At 69.4% G+C, this 17000-nt stretch carries 19 protein-coding genes; 1 reads left to right on the plus strand and 18 read right to left on the minus strand.

Annotation, left to right across the window (positions count from 1 at the left end; translation table 11 throughout):
• Position 1: 1 nt before the first annotated feature.
• The 17 genes from CFB40_RS00790 to CFB40_RS00870 form a co-directional block, all read right to left on the minus strand.
• Entirely contained in the window at positions 2-115 is a 114-nt protein-coding gene (locus CFB40_RS00790; RefSeq protein ID WP_006484104.1) for a GpE family phage tail protein, read from the minus strand.
• An 8-nt stretch (positions 116-123) separates the two neighbouring features.
• Positions 124-495: a phage tail assembly protein gene (locus CFB40_RS00795; protein WP_179255030.1), complete on the minus strand. Its 372-nt coding sequence runs from the start codon at positions 493-495 to the stop codon at positions 124-126.
• Positions 496-577: 82 nt separating this feature from the next.
• Entirely contained in the window at positions 578-1087 is a 510-nt protein-coding gene (locus CFB40_RS00800) for a phage major tail tube protein (protein ID WP_048251463.1), read from the minus strand.
• Positions 1088-1115: 28 nt separating this feature from the next.
• Positions 1116-2288 carry a phage tail sheath protein gene (locus CFB40_RS00805; RefSeq protein ID WP_089424202.1) on the minus strand — a complete coding sequence of 391 codons (1173 nt, stop codon included), beginning with the start codon at positions 2286-2288 and terminating at the stop codon, positions 1116-1118.
• Between the two features lie 60 nt (positions 2289-2348).
• On the minus strand, positions 2349-3047 hold the full coding sequence (locus CFB40_RS00810) for a tail fiber assembly protein (protein WP_089430437.1): 699 nt from the start codon (positions 3045-3047) through the stop codon (positions 2349-2351).
• Between the two features lie 15 nt (positions 3048-3062).
• Positions 3063-5633 carry a phage tail protein gene (locus CFB40_RS00815; RefSeq protein ID WP_089430438.1) on the minus strand — a complete coding sequence of 857 codons (2571 nt, stop codon included), beginning with the start codon at positions 5631-5633 and terminating at the stop codon, positions 3063-3065.
• Between the two features lie 6 nt (positions 5634-5639).
• Positions 5640-6182 carry a phage tail protein I gene (locus CFB40_RS00820; protein ID WP_089424205.1) on the minus strand — a complete coding sequence of 181 codons (543 nt, stop codon included), beginning with the start codon at positions 6180-6182 and terminating at the stop codon, positions 5640-5642.
• On the minus strand, positions 6175-7089 hold the full coding sequence (locus CFB40_RS00825) for a baseplate J/gp47 family protein (protein WP_089424206.1): 915 nt from the start codon (positions 7087-7089) through the stop codon (positions 6175-6177). The genes CFB40_RS00820 and CFB40_RS00825 overlap by 8 nt, the downstream gene beginning before the upstream one ends.
• On the minus strand, positions 7086-7448 hold the full coding sequence (locus CFB40_RS00830) for a GPW/gp25 family protein (protein WP_089424207.1): 363 nt from the start codon (positions 7446-7448) through the stop codon (positions 7086-7088). The genes CFB40_RS00825 and CFB40_RS00830 overlap by 4 nt, the downstream gene beginning before the upstream one ends.
• Positions 7445-8131, minus strand: a complete 687-nt coding sequence (locus CFB40_RS00835) for a phage baseplate assembly protein V (protein ID WP_089424208.1) — start codon at positions 8129-8131, stop codon at positions 7445-7447. The genes CFB40_RS00830 and CFB40_RS00835 overlap by 4 nt, the downstream gene beginning before the upstream one ends.
• A 665-nt stretch (positions 8132-8796) precedes the next feature.
• Positions 8797-9246: a phage tail protein gene (locus CFB40_RS00840; RefSeq protein WP_089430439.1), complete on the minus strand. Its 450-nt coding sequence runs from the start codon at positions 9244-9246 to the stop codon at positions 8797-8799.
• Positions 9239-9475, minus strand: a complete 237-nt coding sequence (gene lysC / locus CFB40_RS38875; RefSeq protein WP_256976503.1) for an Rz1-like lysis system protein LysC — start codon at positions 9473-9475, stop codon at positions 9239-9241. Before lysC ends, CFB40_RS00840 begins: the two co-directional genes overlap by 8 nt.
• Complete coding sequence (locus CFB40_RS38940) at positions 9363-9803, minus strand: protein lysB (protein WP_089430441.1); 441 nt, start codon at positions 9801-9803, stop codon at positions 9363-9365. Before CFB40_RS38940 ends, lysC begins: the two co-directional genes overlap by 113 nt.
• Entirely contained in the window at positions 9800-10645 is an 846-nt protein-coding gene (locus CFB40_RS00855) for an N-acetylmuramidase domain-containing protein (RefSeq protein ID WP_089430442.1), read from the minus strand. Before CFB40_RS00855 ends, CFB40_RS38940 begins: the two co-directional genes overlap by 4 nt.
• 3 nt (positions 10646-10648) lie before the next feature.
• Entirely contained in the window at positions 10649-10915 is a 267-nt protein-coding gene (locus CFB40_RS00860; RefSeq protein WP_069246836.1) for a phage holin family protein, read from the minus strand.
• 1 nt (position 10916) lies between these two features.
• Positions 10917-11261 carry a putative holin gene (locus CFB40_RS00865; protein WP_069246837.1) on the minus strand — a complete coding sequence of 115 codons (345 nt, stop codon included), beginning with the start codon at positions 11259-11261 and terminating at the stop codon, positions 10917-10919.
• A gap of 16 nt (positions 11262-11277) precedes the next feature.
• Positions 11278-11484, minus strand: coding sequence for a tail protein X (locus CFB40_RS00870; protein ID WP_089430443.1), 207 nt, complete (start codon positions 11482-11484; stop codon positions 11278-11280).
• A gap of 531 nt (positions 11485-12015) precedes the next feature.
• Between CFB40_RS00870 and CFB40_RS00875 the strand changes: the two genes are divergently transcribed.
• Positions 12016-13560 (plus strand): TIGR04222 domain-containing membrane protein, encoded by a 1545-nt coding sequence (locus CFB40_RS00875; RefSeq protein WP_089430444.1) that lies wholly within the window; start codon positions 12016-12018, stop codon positions 13558-13560.
• Positions 13561-13630: 70 nt separating this feature from the next.
• Here CFB40_RS00875 and CFB40_RS00880 read toward each other — a convergent pair whose 3' ends face one another.
• Complete coding sequence (locus tag CFB40_RS00880; protein ID WP_089430445.1) at positions 13631-16999, minus strand: glycosyltransferase; 3369 nt, start codon at positions 16997-16999, stop codon at positions 13631-13633.
• Position 17000 lies beyond the last annotated feature (1 nt).

The following is a 17000-nucleotide window of genomic DNA, read 5'->3' on the forward strand; positions in this document are numbered from 1 at the left end:
CTCATTGGGCGCCGGCGCGTACTCGGGCGCGCTCGCGCCAGTCCATCAGCTCGGCCAGGCTGAAGGCATCCATCACGGGCGGTGTCCAGCCGAACACCGTCGCGATGTCTGCCATCGGGTCTTCTACGCGGTCTGGGAGGCCAGTCGGGATTTCACGGCCTTCGGCATCAAAAAACCGGCGAAGATGCCTCCCAGCTGCACGAGGTCGGCGGGGTCGATGCCGGCGACGTCGGCTTCGGTCAGCATCGGCGAGCTGATGCGCGGCAGTACTTTCGACAGCGCGACGACGTCGAGGCTGACGAGGTCGGACAGCGATACGCCGCGCAGTTCGCCCGATTTCGGCTTGCGCAGCGTGATCGACGTGATCGTCTGGTTGCCGCGCACGAGCGGGGTGTCGAGCGTGTGCGTGGCCGGATCGTCCTGGTCGGGCGCGGCGACGACGGCGACGGTGGACGCATCGGCCTGCGAGTCGTTCGCGGCCGGGTCGGGTTGCATCGGATTCATGGTGGTCCTGTCGGTGATCAAGCGGGGGAAGGGCGAGGAAGGGCCCGGCCGGCGTAACCGGCCGGGCGGCGGATTACAGGCCGATCGCGTTGCGCAGCGCCGCGAACAGGTCGTTGCCGTTGACCTTCTCGATCATGTTGACGAAGTCGATCTCGATCACGTCCTGGCCGTTCACGGACAGCTTGTAGTAGCTGGCGACGGTCGTGACCTTGAACGCGGTGTCTTCCTTCGACTTCGCGGTGCCCGGGTCGATTTCGCTGTGGCGGCCGCGGATGACGATCTCGATCGCGTCGACGTTGGTCGAATCCTCGGACTGGTAGCCGCCGGCGAAGCGCAGCAGCACGCCGTCGTGCTTCGTGATCGCGTATTGGCCGAGCACGGAGCGCATGAAGCCGCCGCAGGTCCATTCGAGCTGGATCCCTTCCTGCCCGAAGTCGACCTTGATCGGGCCGCTCATGCCGCCGCCCTGGTAGTCCTCCATCTTGCGCGTGAGCTTCGGCAGCGTGACTTCGACAACCTGGCCGACGAAGTTCTCGCCGTTCTGGAACAGGTTGAATCCCTTGAGTTTGCGAGGCATACCCATCGTGTTTGACTCCTGGTGAGGCCGGTCGTTACGCGCTGACGCGCGCGGCGAAATCGGCGAGGTAACGGTCGGTGATGCGCTGGCGCAGCATCAGGTTTTCGAGCGGCGGAACCGGCGTGTATTCGTAGTCGAGATACGCCTTGCCGGACTTCAGCACGTCGGTCGTGTTCGGCTCCGGGTCGTACCAGGCCGAGCCGCCGATCAGGTAGCCCTGCGAGATCCATTCGCGGAACTTGGCGTTGATCGTTTCGATGATGTCGCGCGGCAGCGACGGGTTGAGCGGGCCGTCGATGATGGCCATCTGTGCTTCGGCGATCGAATCGGCGATGACCTGCGCGGTGCGCGTGTAGTTCTCGAACGCGAACAGCGGATCGTCCGAGCACGTGCGCGAACCCCAGAAGCGGAAGCCGTTGCGGTTCACGAGCGTCGTCACGTCCTGCTCGTTGAGGAAGCCCGCGTCCGTCGCCGGATCCTGCAGGTCCCACGACACGTCGGCGCTGATGCCGGTGACGCCGTTCACGCCGACGTTCGACAGCGTCTTGTGCCAGCCCGTGTCGTTGTCGATCTTCGCGCGCAAGCCGGCCGCATACGCGGTGGCCGGCACGACGATCGTCTTGCTGGTCGTGTCGTCCCACGCGAGGAAGTCCGGCCAGACGACCATCAGTTCGCGCTGGCTGAACTGCTTGCGATAGGCGACGGCTTCTTCCTTCGTCTTGCAGCCGTTGGCCGAGACATACGCGAACGCGCGCAGCGACTGCGCGATCGACGCGAGCGCCGCGGCGACGGGTTGCGTGTCGAGGCCCGGCGTCGCGAGGATGCGCGGCTTCACGCCGAAGCGCGCTTGCGCGCCGAGCAGCGCCTTCATGCCGGTGTACTTGCCGTCGGCGGTGACGGTGCCGATCACGTTGGTCGCCGTCTCGGCGGCGTCCTTGCCTTCGGCGACGCGCACGACGATCGTGACGGGCTTGGTCTGCCGGCCGATCGCGTCGAGCGTGCGGCGCAGCGTGCCTTGGGTGCCGGCCTTGCCGAGCGCGGCGACGACGTTGGTCAGCAGGACGGGCGTGTCGAGCGGGAAGGCGGTGGCATCGGCGTCGGACGCGGTGCAGACGATGCCGACGACGGCCGTCGACACGGTGCGGATCGGGCGCGAGCCCTCGTTGATTTCGATGACGCGTACGCCGTGGTGGTAATCCTGCGGCATGGTGTGTGGCTCCTGTGTGTGCAGATCAGATGAAAGAGAACGGGAGAAATCCCGTGCGGATCAGGCCGCGGGGTCCGCGACCGGAGCTGCAGGTGCGCTGGGTTCGTCGGGCTGGGGCTTCGATTCCGGTTCCGGTTCCGGTTCCGGTTGCGGTTGCGGTTGCGGTTCCGGCTGCGAAGGCGGAGGCGGTACGTACGGCGCCGGCGTAGTCGGCCACGTCACCGCATCAGGGAACGTGTCGGACTGGACGACCGAAACGAGTGCCATCTGGTAGGCCGACCAGGCCTTGAAGTAATAGACGCCTTCGTCGTCGAGCAGACCCGCGGCGTAGGCATCGGCCTTGCCGGCGTTGGCCTTGCGTGCGGCTTCGAGGCGTCGCTCGAACTCGGCCATCGCGGCGTCGCGTTTCTCGCGTTCGAGCAGCGCGGCCGGAATGGCCCACGCGCCGTTGATCCATGCATGGCGAGGCGACGGTTGCGGTTCGGTCGTGAGGCCGAGTTCGTCGGGCGTCTTGCCGGCAGTCGCGATTTCGACCGGTTCGCCCGTGTCGGTGCGATAGCAGAGGCGGCCGCGGAAGTCCGGCAACAGCGTCCACGCGTTGTCGCGATAGAACGGCCACGTCGTCGGCGTGCGCGCCGGCGGCTCGTCGAACGTCGCCCATGACGGCACGAGCCAGCGTTCGGGGTTGCGCGGATCGGCGTCGGGCTGGCCGCTGCTCAGGTATTCGCCGTTTGATTGGCTGTAATGATGGATCAGCATGTTTCGTTATCCAGGTTAGTAGGCGCGGATCATGGCGAGTAGCGCGACGTTGCGCGGCCGCGCTTCGTTGCCGCCGTCACCGTTGACGGTGATGGCGTGGCTGTGGCGGCCGGCGCCGCCGATACCGACGTTGTGGCCGTGGTTGCCGTCGCCGTTGATGCCAATTCCGGTTCCGGAGCCGCTCAGCCAAATTCCTGTTCCCGAGCCGTATGTGTTGTAGAAGCCGTCAATACCAAAGGGGCCAACTACTGAGCGTTGATTTCCCCCGCCACCGCCGTGGGGCACGTCCGTACCGTGCGAGTGCCCTGGGTCGTTGACGCCGTGGCTATGCCCGGGATCGCTGACGCCGTGACCGTGCCAGCCCTGCGCGTCGGTCCATGCCGAGTGCACGTGATCCCCGACTTCGCTCGCGCTCGCGCCGTGGCCGTGCAATCGGTTCGTGCTGTCCTGCCATGAGCCGATCGTGCGATCTTTGTCGATACTGCGGGCGTCGTCCCAGCACCGGATGAACTCGCCGCGCAGCTCCGGGAGGCGGAACGTCGTCGATCCGTCGCCAGTGGAGAAGCAGCCCCAGCGTCCGTTGCGCCATTCGTCGTCCGAGACGAGCGTGCCGCTGGCCTGCGCATAGGTCCAAAGGGCGGGGTAGTCGGCACGATTGACGAGCACGCCGTTCGCTTTCAGGAACCCGGCGCGCGGCAGCGTGCGCGGCTCGAATACGATCTGGCCGACCGTCGCCGTCGAGAGGGCGGCCAGCACCCATTCGGTCGTGGCGAGCGCCTTCGAACGATCGCCCGTTGCGGGTGTCGGGCCCTGCACGGGGGTCTGGAAGACGGTGCCACCCGGCGTGAACGAAACCTGCGGGATCGAGTTGCACGTCACGCCGAACGAGCCGTCGTTGACGTGGTATAGGCCCGTGTCTGGTTTGCCGTCGTTGATGAACGTAATGCCGGGCGCGGATGGCGTGCCTTCGGCTGCGAGAATCTGAGCGCCGGCCGACATCGCGAAGCCGGTCGACTGGATCGGATTGGGGAGGTTGCCGGTGTGCCATACCGGTTTGCTGTCTACCCGGAAAGTTCGGTCCTCCGAGAAATACTGGAATGCGCCAGCATTACCTCCCCACCAGCCAACCGATCCGGCGTTGCCGTAGATATATCCGGCAGCGGAGCCGAGCCTGATATGCGCTTCGGCATTGCCCATCCCGACGGAAAGTTCGCCGCCGATGTAGGTCATTTCCCCGCTGCCATTGATCCGGACCGTTCCGTCGGCGAGCGACCAGGCGAACGGGCGGAAATCATTCCACTGGCCGTCCAGATCGCCTTTCTTGGTCGACAACAAGTAAACGTTTGTACCGTCGTTACGCAAAAAGGCGCCGTAGTCGCCGTAGACCATTCGGAAATGCGCACCGTTAGCGTCCATGTCGCGCGAAGTCACCGAGCCCTTGAACGTGGCGCTTCCGGCGGCCTGGATTACGTTGCGGCCGTCGTCAACAGACGTCCCAACCAACATGCGACCAGACGGCATTACGCGAACGCGAGCCGCATTGCCCGCGACGATGTCGCAGGAGCCGTTGGCGTTATCCGAACCGATGGTTGCGTTGCCCGCCGTGCGGAAGTAGCCATTCACCTCGTCGGCAGCAACCCAGGCCTTGACGGTGTTTGCCCCCCCCGAAATGCTCATGCCATACGTGCGAGAGTTGCCGTCGACCTGCAGCCGCGAGTTCCCGTCGTCATTCGTGACGTCGCCCACGAGCACGCGGCCGCCGTATGCGACCCGCACGGCGCGTGCCTGGTTCGCGTCGGTCTCTGCGTCGTTGCCGGTCTTGTTGACCCACAGATCGACGTACTCGCGCCCCCACGCGCCATTGTCGAAGCCTGCCCGCACCGTCGCGATCAAGCGCGTCCCGGTATCGGCGATGTTGCCGCCGAACGTGCCATGCAGGCGCACGCGGCTTTCCCGCCCGTTCTTGCCGGTCGGCGGACGCACCGTGACATGCGCCGTATCCGGCCCCGCATCGAACTCAGTGACGACCGGCCCGGTGAACTTCGCCCCGGTCAACGCCGCGTAACGCGACGCCGCGGTTTTCGGCGTCACTGCACGCGTATCGTCCGCACCGGCGTTGACTTCCGCCTGGGTCGCCAGCTCGACCACGCCTTGCCGCTCGGTGGTCGCCGGCGGATTGAGGAACGACGCGTCGCCGAACACGAGTTGCGTCGCGTCGATCGTCGCGAACTGCAGGTCGGACGACAGCAGCAGCATCGCGGCCGGCGACTTCTCCATGATCGGCGTCGCCTGGCCGTAGCTGGCCAGCAGCACGCCGTTCTCGAGATAGAGGCCGAACCCGTACAGCGAGTACTGGTCCGCGGTGTCGTCCTTGAGCGTCGTATGAATCGTGTCCGGCGCGACGTTGGCGCCGCCGAAGGACTGGATCCGCTTCAGCTCGTTCGGCAGCTTCGTGAGCCCCTTGTCGGCGACGAACGGCGCGTTCGCCAGGCCGATTTCCACGACCTGGTGGGCATTCGTGCCGCCGTTGCCGGCGGCGACGAGCGCGGCACGGCCGGCGTCGGTGATGATGATCTGGGTTGCCATGTGCGATCAGTAGTCGGTGAGGTTCAGGCGGCGATAGGCCGCCACGCGCGCGGCGGCGCCGACCGGTTGTCGGCCCCGCATCTCGAAGCCCTGCGTGAACGTGTAGTGCGCCCGTACCGGCTTGGTCCGGTCGATTTCCGCGAGGATGTCGGCGACGTATTCGGCGGTCGGCGGCTGGCCTTCCTGGCCGCTGACCGTCATCACGAGGTCGAACGTGCCGGGTTGGCCCGGCGGGCGCTGCTCGAACCATTCACGCAGGACGATGTTTCCGCCGAAGGCCGCGACGACTTCGCGCACCGCGGCGGCGGTGCCCTTGCGGCGCGCGATCGGAATCGCCTGGCCGACCCGGGCGCGCTTCACGTACTCGGGCCAGTAGTCCTTCCACGCATCGACGCCGAGGTGCCATGCGAGCCACGGCAGCAGGTCGGACCGGATCGCGTCCGGATTCATCAGCGTCGCGAGCGGCGTCGGCACGTCGTCGATGCGCGCGTTCGTCGCGGCGAGCCGGCGTTCGAGCCGCGTCGCGTTCGGCGGGAGGACGTCATTCATTGCTGTACACCCCGCCGTCGATCAGCTCGATTCCGGTGCAATACGGCGCCTGCTGCTTCGTCGCCGGCAGGCCGGCGGACGGGCTTTCGAGGATCACCTTCTGCACGCCGGCCGCGCGGGCGGCCGCGTAGATCCCGTCGAGCGTGACCTCCATCCCGAGGCGGTGCATGGATTCGGTGTATTTCTTCATCGCGCGGTTGGCTTCCGCGAGCGCCACCGCACGATCCGGGCCGGCAAAGAACACGAGCCGCGCGCGCACCTGGTAGCGCAGGATTTCCGCGCCGCGCACCGTGACCTTGTCGGTCAGCGGCCGCACGTCGTCGGCCTGCAGCGCGGCCGCCACCGCGGCGATCAGCGCCGGATCCGCCGTGCCGTCGCCATCGCGCGCCAGCACCGAGACGAGGACTTCGCACGGGGCCGGGCTGACGGCCGACGCATCGAGCACGCGGCCGTCCGCGTTGCGTGCGTGCGAAACGTACGCGCCTTCGGGGCCGGCGACGGACAGGCTCTGCGGCGCGAGCTGCGTGCGGGCGCGCAGGTCGGTATCACTTTCCATGACCGCCGCGACGTCGTGTTCCGGATCGGCGGGCGTGATCGTCAGGCGCCGGATGCCGAACAGCGCGGCGAGATGATCGAGGTCCGTGCCGACCGCGTAGGCGAGCATCACGGCACGCGCGGCGTCGTTCACGCGCTGCCGCAGCACGATCTCGCGGTACGCGTTCTCCTGGAGCAGCTTCACGACCGGCTCCGATTCGAGCGCGAGCGTCGCGGCGATTTCGGCCTGCTCGTCGGCCGGGTAGAGCGACACGAAGCGGGCCTTGCGCGCGGCAAGCAGGGTTTCGTAGTCGATCGTTTCGACGACGTCGGGTGACGGCAGCTGCGAGAGGTCGATCGGCGTCACGCTCATGCGGGGCTCCCGTTCGTCATCGGCACGCGGGTCGACACGATCGTGCCGTTCTCGCCGGTCCAGCCTTCGATGTCGAGATAGACCGACCCGGCGGCCGCATTCGCGTCGTCGGCGGCGAGCACGACGCGCGTGAGCGTCAGGCGCGGCTCCCAGCGCATGAGCGCCGTCGCGACGGCCGCGTACAGCCGGGTGCGCACGGTGCCGTTGCCGGGTGCGTCGATCAGGTCGGGCAGCTCGGAGCCGAACGTGCGGCGTTTCACGCACGACGCGAGCGGCGTCGTCACGATCCTGCCGATCGACTGGTAGAAGTGGTCCAGGCCCGAGATCGAGCGGCCGGTGTTCGCGTTCATGCCTTTCATTGCGGTGCGCTCACGAGTTGTCCATCGCCTTGTTCGCGATGCGTGTGATGCGGGAGGCTGATGCCCTGGGATGTCACTTCGCGGGTGAAGGTGGCCGCGCCGTCGATCTGCATCGTGGCGCCGCCGCCGGCGCCGCCGGTGCCGGTCATGCCCGATTCGAATGCGAACGGGCCCTTGACCGTCATCGCGCCGGTGCAGGTCGTCTGTGGCGCGTCGAACGTGATGCGCTCGGCCTTCACCGTGGCGTCGCGGGTCTGCACGACGACCGAGCCCGGCGCGACGATGCGCACGGTCGCGCCGGCGGGCAGCTCGGCCGTGAGCGCATGCGCGGCGTGGTCGTACGTGATGCTCGCGCCGTCGGGGTAGACGCGCGCGTGGGTGTCCGGGCTCGAGGCAGGGGCCGGCGCGGCATTCGAATACACGCCGCGCAGCGCGACGCCCTGCGCCGGATCGCCCATCGGGCAGAGCAGCACGACCTGTTCGCCCGGCGTCGGCGGCAGCCAGTCGCGCGTGCCGCCGGCGGTGCCGGCGACCCACGGAATCCAGTTGGTCTGCAGGCCGCTGCCGTCGGAGTCGGCGTCGCCGACCGAGACGCGGCACAACGCGGCCGCATGGTCGACCGCGAGGATCGTTCCCTTGCGCACCGCGTTGCGTGCCTGCCGTTGAATTTCATTTGCGTCCATGCAGCCATGGTGACGGTCGGGCAGCCACGGCGCGAGCGATGGCCTGTGTCGTCGCGACGAGGACAGCGCGCACCGGATGCCGGCACGAACGCGCGCGTCGAGAATCGCATCACCGGTTGGCGTGAGGATGGCGTCGTGCGCCCTGGCGATGGGGTTGCGGGGCTGGAATGCGTGAGCGGATCGACGGCGCAGCGGCGGCTGGGCGGAGGTGCGACGGGTTGCGTGGCGACGAGATGCAGAGGGGTGTTGTGCGGCGGGACACGAGGATGGGGCGCGCATGGAGGTGTTGCCACGGGCGACGACGTCGACGCGGCGCGCGTCGCCGATGCCGGTCGATTCGAGGGCGATGCACGAGCAGGCGATCGGCGTTGCGATCGCGACATGCAAGTTCGCCACGGCGCGCGAAACGAAGAGGGCGAGACGAGATGTCCGGTAGCGACGCGCAGCCGTTGCGGCAGTGAACGCGGCGGAACACTGCGCACGCACGGTGTTCGTTCGATAGCGCGCGGCGGCGATGCCACATGCAGGAAGACGGGCGGCCGCCCGCCGGGCTTACCTGGTGAATGAACGCTGCAGAACACTGTGCACGCACGGTGCACGGCGGTCGTTCGATAGCACGCGGCATCGATGCTGCGTGCAGGAAGACGAGCTGCCGCCCGCTGGGCTTACCTGATCTGCGGCAGCGCGACCCAGGTGAGCGTGTTGGCCGGATCGACCAGCGTGTCGTCGACGTGGGTGATCACGTGCCGGCCGTCCGGCCCAGTTGCGACGTTGACGCTTTCCGTCAGCGCCAGCCGGATCGACAGGTCAATTGCCGCCGGGTCGCGAACGCCGACCTCGAAGGTGATGCCGCTCGTGCGTGCGGCGGGATTCGTCACGAGATCCGGCTGGTTCTTGCGGACCCATTCGACGACCGCGACGAACACCGGATCCGTATCGCCGGAGAAATTCGTCGCGAGCACGTGGGCCGTGTACCGGTATTCGAACGACGGCGTCAGCGTGCCGGTGGTCGCAATCGATCCTTGCTCGACGAGCACGGTCAGCGCGCCCGGTTCGGTTCCGAGTGACGGGATGGCGGCGACGAGCGCCCGCCGCAGGCTGTCTGGCTTAATCATGCGGATGCGCTCCGTGGCGGGTTGCGGGCGTGCCGGCCTGGCATGCCGCGATCATGTCGACTTGCGCCGCGCAGGTTGCCCAGGCCGCCTTCGCGAGCGTGAGCGCGGCATCGAGCTCACCGTTGGTGCCGGGCGCGAGCATCGGCAGCGTGCAGGGGTTCACCGCCTGGCACGTATTCGACGTAAGCGTCGGCGCCGGTGAGAGCGGGATTGGCTTGCATGCGGACAACGTCGTCAGGCAGACGAGTACCAGCCCAGGCGCGAAGCGCGGCGTTTTCATCGGTCAATCTCCGGTTTTCAAGTCGGGTGGCGTCGAGCTTCGACGCGATCGCGGCCTGCGAGCGGTCGAGCCGGGCCTGCTGTCGGGCGCGCTCGGCGGTGTCCTGCCGCATGCGCGCGATGACGTCGTCGCGCCCGGCGAGCGCCTGTCGTGCCTCGACGAGTTGCTGCCGCGTGGCGCCCAGGTCGGCGCGCAGCGCATGCACGACCAGCGCCGCGACGGCGCACGCGGCAAGCGCGGCGACGCAGGCGGCGAATTTCGCGGCGAGCCCGTTCATGCGGCGGACGGGGCGCCGGTCGATGCGGATCCGCCCGGCGTCGACGCGGCCGGTTGCGACGCATAGCGGTCATAGGCGCGCGCGAGCTTCACGTCGTAGAGGTTCGCCGCGTAGTCGGGGCCGTTGTACGCGCGTGCGAATGCGGCCCACTGGCGGTCGCGGAGCGTGCGGCGCAGCGCGTCGTCGGCCGCGATGTAACGGACGAAGGCGTCGAGATGCCGGGCTTCGCCGCTTTCCATGCACGCGACGAATTCGTCGATGCCGGGATAGCCGAGACGCGCCCAGTGATAGCCCATCACCTGGAACGCGCCCCAGCTCGCGGATTCCCACGCGGCGCCGGCATCGATCGACTCGGCCGTCGCGAGGCGCGTGTATTCCGCGGCGCCGCCGCGATAGCCGCCGCGCGTGCGCGACACGATGTCCGGCTGGCGCGCCGCGAACGGTGCGGGATCGATGCCGCGTGCCTGCAGCCGCTTCCAGAACACGTGGCGTTCGAACAGGATCACGGGCCGGCCGTCGGGCAGGAACCCGGCGCCGCGCGACTCGACTTCGTTGACCGCGCGAATGCACGCGAGCGGCACGTCGAGCGTGCGTGCGGCGCGTTCGAGATCGGCGAGCGCGAGGTGGGTCGGATCGCGCCGGCCGGTGGCCAGCGCGGCGCAGGTCTTCGGGCCGGCGATACCGTCGTCGACGAGGCCGGTGTTTCGTTGCAGCGCGATCACGGCGGCTTCGGTCGCCGCGTCGTAGAGGTGCGTGACCTGCACCGGATAGCCGGCGCGGATCAGCCGGCGTTGCAGCAGGCCGACGTCGTCGCCGTGGTCGCCGAGGCGGCGGGTCTTCATGATTCATTCACTCCTGAGCAGGCGGGCGACGTTGCCGCGCGTGCCGCAGACGGACATCGCCAGCAGGACGGCGGTCGCCGTTTCGAAGAAGCCGACGGAGCCGGCATGCAGCAGCAATTCGATCGATGCGCCGCCGGCGACCGCCACGACGATCCAGGCGAACCAGGACGCGCGATGCCGGTGCCGCGCGCCGTTGCGCCGGTAGGTGAGCACGCGCACGAGCACGGCGACGTGGGCGCAGAGCGCGATCAGCACGAGCGGGAGCGGCATGTCATCCCCCCTTGCGGAACAGCGCGAGCAGGTCCAGCGTCTTGACCCGTTCGATGAGTTGCAGCGTGACGGCGATGACGAGCGCGGCCGCGAAGAACGCGGCGACGCCCGTCGAATGGATCGGCGTGGCGCCGACGATTTCCGGTGCGGCGAGATAGCCCATCACGAGCGAGATCAGCAAGTACGCGGCGCGCCGTGCGACGCCGATTTCCTTCGACGTGACGACCACGAGCGCGGCGCCCGTGAACGCGCCGATCAGCGCGTTGCCGTCGATGCCGGGCGCGAGCCCGGCGACGCCGATCGCGGCGGACAGCATCGCGGCGGTGGTGAGGTTCGGTTCGGCCATGCGGGCGATTCCAGGGTCAGTCAAACAGTTGCAGCAACGGCCGGGCGCGCGTGGCGGTGTCGAGCGGCGGCAAATGGACGGGCGTGCCGGCCGGCAGCACGACGCCGAGGCCGGCGAGCCCGGTGTTGGCTTCGAGCACCGTTTCGACGGTGCCGTCCGTGCGGCCATAGTGGCGCCAGCACAGCGCGTCGACGGTGTCGCCCTGCAAGGTGCGTACGATCATGGCCGGCGCTCCCGATGCGGGAGCGCGTCGCAGTCGCCGGCCGGCGCGGGGTGGAGGCTTGTCGATGTCGTGCTGCTTGCCATGGCGAGGTCCCGGGCAGTGAGGCAGTGGAGAGGGTTCCCATGGTCGAGCTTCGCCGGGCGGCGTTCAACGACACGCATGCGTCGCCTGTGCGGAGACGCAGCGCGGCGCGTGTCGCGACGTGCATCGGGCCTTACGCTTTCCGTGGGGGGCTTGATGGGCGCTCGACGGGCACGTCACGGGCGGATGCGGCGCGAGCCGTGCAGCCGGATTGCAGCTGGCGTGAGCCGGGGCGGCCTTGATTGACCTTGTGCAGCCTTGGTTTTGCGCTGTGCGACGCGTGTCGAGCCCTTGCCGGGCAAGGGCGGGGGGAACGTAGGTAAAACTCCGAAGGCAGGGGTTGCCGATGCACGGCGTGCGCCTGCCGCCGCACCGTCATGCGAGAATCCCCTGCAACGACCACTCCAAGCGACGATCGCGGCGGCCGTCCGCGCATCGCGCCGACTCCCGATGGCTGCCATCCTGTCTACCCCGACCGCAGTCGATGCCCGCGCGCTGACCGATGCGCAGCAGGCATTGCTCGCGCGTCTGCACGCCTATTCCCCCGACGATCCGACCGCGCCCCTGCCGTACAGCCGGCGCCTTGCCGAAGCCGAAGGCTGGTCGCATGCGCATGCGCTGGCCGTGATCGACGAATACAAGCGCTTCGCGTTCCTCGCGCAGGCGGCCGGCCATCCGGTCACGCCGTCGGTCGCGGTCGATGCCGCGTGGCATTTCCACCTGCAGTACACGCTCGAATACTGGGACGTCTTCTGCGCCGGCGTGCTGCGCGCGCGGCTGCATCACATGCCCGGCACGGGCGCGCCGGACGAAGCCGCCGTGTACGTGCAGCGCTATCGCGACACGCTCGACAGCTATCGCAGGCTGTTCGGCTGCGAGCCGCCCGAAGCGATCTGGCCGCGCCCCGTCGCCGAGGCCGTGCCCGCCGACGCCCCGGTGCAGCGCGCGGAACGGCGCGACGGCCCGTCGAGCGCGCCCGCCGCGCGCCCGCGACGTTGGCGGCGCATCGCGAAGTTCGCGTGGCCGACGGCGGCGATCAGCGTCGCGGCGACCTGCGCGAGCGCGAGCGATTTCAATGTGCTGGACTTCTCGGGGCCGGACTTTCTCGGGTTGTTCTACGTGCCGCTCTGCACCGCCGCGCTGCTGCTGATCGCCGGCCTGCAGTGGATCGAATACCGCCACCGGGTGTGGGGAACGCGCGCCCCCGAATCGTCGCCTGACCTGAGCGCGGAGGAAGCGGCGTATCTCGCGGGCGGCGGTGCGCGGATGGCGCAGGTCGTGATGCTGTCGCTCGCGCATGCCGGTGCGATCGAGCTGCGGATGAGCAAGGGTCACGACGCGCGGGTGCGGATCGACGATCCGCGACACGCAGGCGTGTATGGCGCCGACTGGGAATGGCTGCGGCGGCAACCCGGCGGCGAGACGAGCTGCCACGCGTTTCGTCAGCGTCTCGCGTGGCGCGAAGCCGACTGCGCCGCGGCGTTGCAGCGCAAAGGCTGGCTCTGGGCGCCGGGCGAGATGCGGGCGACGCGGATGGCCGCGCGCGCGATCCTGCTGCTCGTGTTCGGCGCGGGCGCGGCGAAGCTCGCGGTCGGCCTGAGCCGTGGCCGGCCCGTGCTGCTGCTGATGATGGTCATGGCGGCGTTCATGGTCGCGTACCACTTCATGGTCGAACGCCTGCCCGGCGTCGGGCGCGGCGGCATGACGCGCGGCGGCGAGGCGGCGCTCGACGCGCACCGCGAGCAACGCCGGGGCGACCGCGCGACGCCGGACGGGCTCTTGTGGACGGCCGCGCTGTTCGGCGCCGGCGCGCTCGCCGGCACCGTGTGGGCCGCGCATTCGAACGTGCTGATGGCGCCGCCGCCCGTTGCCGTGCAAACCGGCGGGTCGAGCGGTTCGTTCGACTCGGGCGCCGGAGACAGCAGCAGTTCGAGTTCGTGCAGTTCGTCGAGCTCATGCAGCTCGAGCAGTTGCGGCGGCTGTTCGAGCACCTGAGCACAGCGCGCGCTGCCGGGATAGCGCGCCGCGCCGCCAGCGTCAGGCAGGCGGCACGACGCGCACAGACTTACGCGAGCGCGGCATCGGCGTGCGTGCGTGCCTGCGCGGCACGCCCGTCGCCCGCCTCGACGATCAGCGTCCAGTCGAACGCCGGCAGTGCGCAGAGTTGCTCGACGGTGGCCGTGTACTCGTGCGCGGGCGCGTGCAGGTAGCGCACCTTGTCGGTCCATTCGGGCAGCGGCGCCTGCGACGTGGTCACCACGACCGCCAGCAGATCCTGCTCCGGCCGCCGTGCGATGTCCTGCAGGCTCAGCCGGACCTGGTCGAGGTCGCCCTCGGCGTCCAGGATCAGCGCGCCGGGGATCGGCGCATCGGGGTGGCCGGGCGGGTTGCCGATCGCGCCTTTGTCGATGCACTGCTGATACACGTGGCGATAGCGCGGCAGCGCCTGCTGCAGCGCGTGATGCTTGCGGACCTTCGCCTGCGCCGTGCGCGCGAGCCCGCGGCGCAGCGCCGGGTTCGCGATCAGCCGCTCGAGCGCGTCGACCCAGGCCTGCGGCGCATCCGGAACCAGCAGGCCGTCGCAGCCGTCGTGCAGCGCGAAGCGATAGGCGGGCCGGTCGCTGACGATCGACGCGATGCCGGCCGCCGCGTATTCCTGCCACTGGATCGTGCTCGTGCCGGCGTTGTAGTCGTGGTCGGCGAGCGGCAGCAGCGCGATGTCCCAGCGCCGTTCCGGCAGGCGTTGCGCGTGCGCGTCGTAGTCGTGAAGCTCGGGCTCGCACCCGGCGGCCGGGTGGCCGGCCCAGCCCGGCGGGACGTCCGCGCCGACGAAACTCACCCGGACCTTGCCGGGATGGCGCGCGCAGATCGCCTGCAGCGCCGCGTCGACGAGCGCGAAGTTGTCGGCGCGCAGCGACGCGCCGGCGATGCCGATCGTCACGCAGTCGTCGCCGCGCGCCGTCACGGGGCGGTAGAACCGGTCGAAGTCCACGCTGTCGGGCAGCACGTGAACGCGCGGATGCGACAGCCGGTAGCGGCTGGCGATGAACGGCGTGGATACGATCACGGCGTCCGCGTTGCGCAGCACGAGCTCGATCCCCGCGCGGGCCATCCCGCCTTGCGCGGCGAGCGGATGCGCGGCCGGCAGGTCGGTCAGCAGGTCGTCGGTCTCGTAGATCACCGGCTTTTCATGCTTGAAGATCGTATACAGGTCGTTGCCCGTCAGCATGCCGGGCGCCAGCCGGTGCAGCAGGATGGCGTCGGCCGTGGCCAGCACGCTGCTGTCGAGCTGGCCGTCCCGGAAGCCCGGGACGAGTTCCCATTCATCGTTCAGCAGACCGAACGGCAGCGTGAGGCGAATTCGCGACGACGCGCATGCGTCCGGATCGATCGAATACACGACCAGGCGCTTGCCGCGCGGTGCGGCGTCCGCAGTCGCGGCGACGGGCGCCAGCGTCCGGTTCTCCGCCAGCAGCCGCGCGTACAGCGCACCGTGGCGCGCGGCGTTGCGGCCGATGTCGTGCTGCGCGCGGATCGCATCCTGCGCGGCCGCGGCGAGCTGCGCGCGGGTGTGCGGATGCTCGATCAGGTGCGCGATCGCGTCGACCCACGCGTCGGCGGTGTCGGCGACGAGCCAGGCCGTGCTGCCGTGGACAACCGGGCCGCCTTGCGCCGGCGTGGCGACGAGCACCGTGGCCGCGCCGGCCGCCGAGCATTCGAGCCATGCGCGCGGCGGCGCATCGTCGCGCAACGTGACGGGCGCCGCGACCAGCGCGATGTCGAGGTCCGCGCGCTTCAGCGCGTCGGCGTAGCGGTCGTAAGGGGCAGGCTCCGCGATCGGCGTGACGTCCGGTTCGCGATCCCAGCCGGCCGGCAGCGCCGCGCCGACGAACGACACCCGGAGCTTCCCCGGAAACCGGCGGCGGAGCTCGGCCAGCGCCTGGCGGACCTGCTCGAGACGCACGCCGTCGAGCCCGGTGCCGGAAACCGCGAGGTTCACGTGGTCGCGCACGCCGGGCGCCGCGCGGTGCAGACGCTCGAGATCGACGCCGGTCGGCAGCGCGTGCACCGAGGCGTTGACATGACGGTACTCCCGCACCAGCGTTTCCGACGGCACGACGATCGCATGCGCGCGCTGCACGGCGCTGCGGATGCCCGCCTTGCGGCGCGCGTTGTCGGCCGCGCCGGGGAGGTCGGCGAGCAGCGTATCGAGCGGCACGTCGATGTCGAGGACGACCGGCTTGCCGAGCGAGAACAGGTGTTCCAGCGTGGCGGCGGACAGCAGGCCCGGCGTGTCGCCCTGCAGCACGATCAGGTCCGCGCGCTGCAGCGCGTCGGGATCGATGCCGGCTGGCGTGACCGGGAACGTCAGCGCCCATTCGCGGTCCAGCCGCGCGAACGGCTGCGCGAAGCGCAGGCTGGTGCGCGCGTGGTCGGCCGGTTCGGCGGTGACGACCGCGATGCACGAGCGCGGCGCGGACGCGGGCTGTCCGTGGGCGGCGGCGCCCGTCGCGACGGCCTGCGCATCCAGCGTGTCCGCGTGGGCCTGGGTCCGCTCGACGAAGTGCTGCAACTGCTGCCAGAACGTCTCCTCTTCCTTCAGGTAGACGCCGCGCGCTTCGTGAACGGTGGCCTTCGCGTGGGCGATCTCGTGTTCGTCGAGCCCCCACGCGATGCCCTTGCCGTCCATCACCCACCGGGTCGGCTCCGACAGCGACGCGTCATTCATGATGCACACGACCGGGCAGCCGCACAGCAGCGCTTCGAACACGGCGGTGGACCATTCGTACATGTACACGCACTCGACCTGCCGGAACAGCGCCGCGAGTTCGTGCGCCGAACGTTCCGGCACGCGGGTCGAGATTTCGATCGACTCGGCGGTGACCGGGTGCAGCGTGCCGCCGCGCCGCAGGTGGCGATTGATGAAGACGGCCGTGCCGTTGCGGCGGGCGTCGTCGACCCCGTCGCTGTTGAAGATGCGCGTGTCGACCAGCGGTATGCGCAGCAGGTCCGCCTGCCATTCCTCGGGCACCAGCGACGGCCCGAACGTGAAGATGAGGTCGTTCGGCTGCAGGCTGATCGGTTCGCCGTTGATGCGGCCGGGCTCGGCCAGCAGGTAGCGCACGACGCAGCGCGCGTTGAACGGATTGCCGGTGACGACGTCCGGGTAGACGACGATCGGGCTGCGATTCGCGCGGGCGTGCGCCTGCGCGATGTCGTTGGTCAGCGGCGGCGTGCGCAGCTCGGGATGCACGACCGCCGTGCAGACGTACGCTTCGTGGCCGAGCAGGTTCAGCACGTGGCACAGGTAGTGCATCGCGCGGATCCCGCCGGAGGTTTGCCGGAAATTCGGCGCGAGGATGTAGTACGGGTGGTCGAGTCGCGTAAAGATGCGCGAACCGCCGTGCGCCATGCCAGGTGTGGGAGTCGTCATC

The sequence above is a fragment of the Burkholderia sp. AU31652 genome (genome assembly GCF_002223155.1).
GTDB lineage: Bacteria > Pseudomonadota > Gammaproteobacteria > Burkholderiales > Burkholderiaceae > Burkholderia.

Excerpts from the sequence above, each read along its gene's own strand:
- CFB40_RS00835 (WP_089424208.1), bottom strand. The coding sequence starts at position 8,131 with ATGGACGCAAATGAAATTCAACGGCAGGCACGCAACGCGGTGCGCAAG.
- CFB40_RS00810 (WP_089430437.1), bottom strand. The coding sequence starts at position 3,047 with ATGCTGATCCATCATTACAGCCAATCAAACGGCGAATACCTGAGCAGC.
- CFB40_RS00855 (WP_089430442.1), bottom strand. The coding sequence starts at position 10,645 with ATGAAGACCCGCCGCCTCGGCGACCACGGCGACGACGTCGGCCTGCTG.
- CFB40_RS00805 (WP_089424202.1), bottom strand. The coding sequence starts at position 2,288 with ATGCCGCAGGATTACCACCACGGCGTACGCGTCATCGAAATCAACGAG.
- CFB40_RS00860 (WP_069246836.1), bottom strand. The coding sequence starts at position 10,915 with ATGCCGCTCCCGCTCGTGCTGATCGCGCTCTGCGCCCACGTCGCCGTG.
- CFB40_RS00875 (WP_089430444.1), top strand. The coding sequence starts at position 12,016 with ATGGCTGCCATCCTGTCTACCCCGACCGCAGTCGATGCCCGCGCGCTG.
- CFB40_RS00840 (WP_089430439.1), bottom strand. The coding sequence starts at position 9,246 with ATGATTAAGCCAGACAGCCTGCGGCGGGCGCTCGTCGCCGCCATCCCG.
- CFB40_RS00815 (WP_089430438.1), bottom strand. The coding sequence starts at position 5,633 with ATGGCAACCCAGATCATCATCACCGACGCCGGCCGTGCCGCGCTCGTC.
- CFB40_RS00865 (WP_069246837.1), bottom strand. The coding sequence starts at position 11,261 with ATGGCCGAACCGAACCTCACCACCGCCGCGATGCTGTCCGCCGCGATC.
- CFB40_RS00800 (WP_048251463.1), bottom strand. The coding sequence starts at position 1,087 with ATGGGTATGCCTCGCAAACTCAAGGGATTCAACCTGTTCCAGAACGGC.
- CFB40_RS00795 (WP_179255030.1), bottom strand. The coding sequence starts at position 495 with ATGCAACCCGACCCGGCCGCGAACGACTCGCAGGCCGATGCGTCCACC.
- CFB40_RS00830 (WP_089424207.1), bottom strand. The coding sequence starts at position 7,448 with ATGAAAGGCATGAACGCGAACACCGGCCGCTCGATCTCGGGCCTGGAC.
- CFB40_RS00880 (WP_089430445.1), bottom strand. The coding sequence starts at position 16,999 with ATGACGACTCCCACACCTGGCATGGCGCACGGCGGTTCGCGCATCTTT.
- CFB40_RS38940 (WP_089430441.1), bottom strand. The coding sequence starts at position 9,803 with ATGAACGGGCTCGCCGCGAAATTCGCCGCCTGCGTCGCCGCGCTTGCC.
- CFB40_RS00825 (WP_089424206.1), bottom strand. The coding sequence starts at position 7,089 with ATGAGCGTGACGCCGATCGACCTCTCGCAGCTGCCGTCACCCGACGTC.
- CFB40_RS00870 (WP_089430443.1), bottom strand. The coding sequence starts at position 11,484 with ATGATCGTACGCACCTTGCAGGGCGACACCGTCGACGCGCTGTGCTGG.
- CFB40_RS00790 (WP_006484104.1), bottom strand. The coding sequence starts at position 115 with ATGGCAGACATCGCGACGGTGTTCGGCTGGACACCGCCCGTGATGGAT.
- CFB40_RS00820 (WP_089424205.1), bottom strand. The coding sequence starts at position 6,182 with ATGAATGACGTCCTCCCGCCGAACGCGACGCGGCTCGAACGCCGGCTC.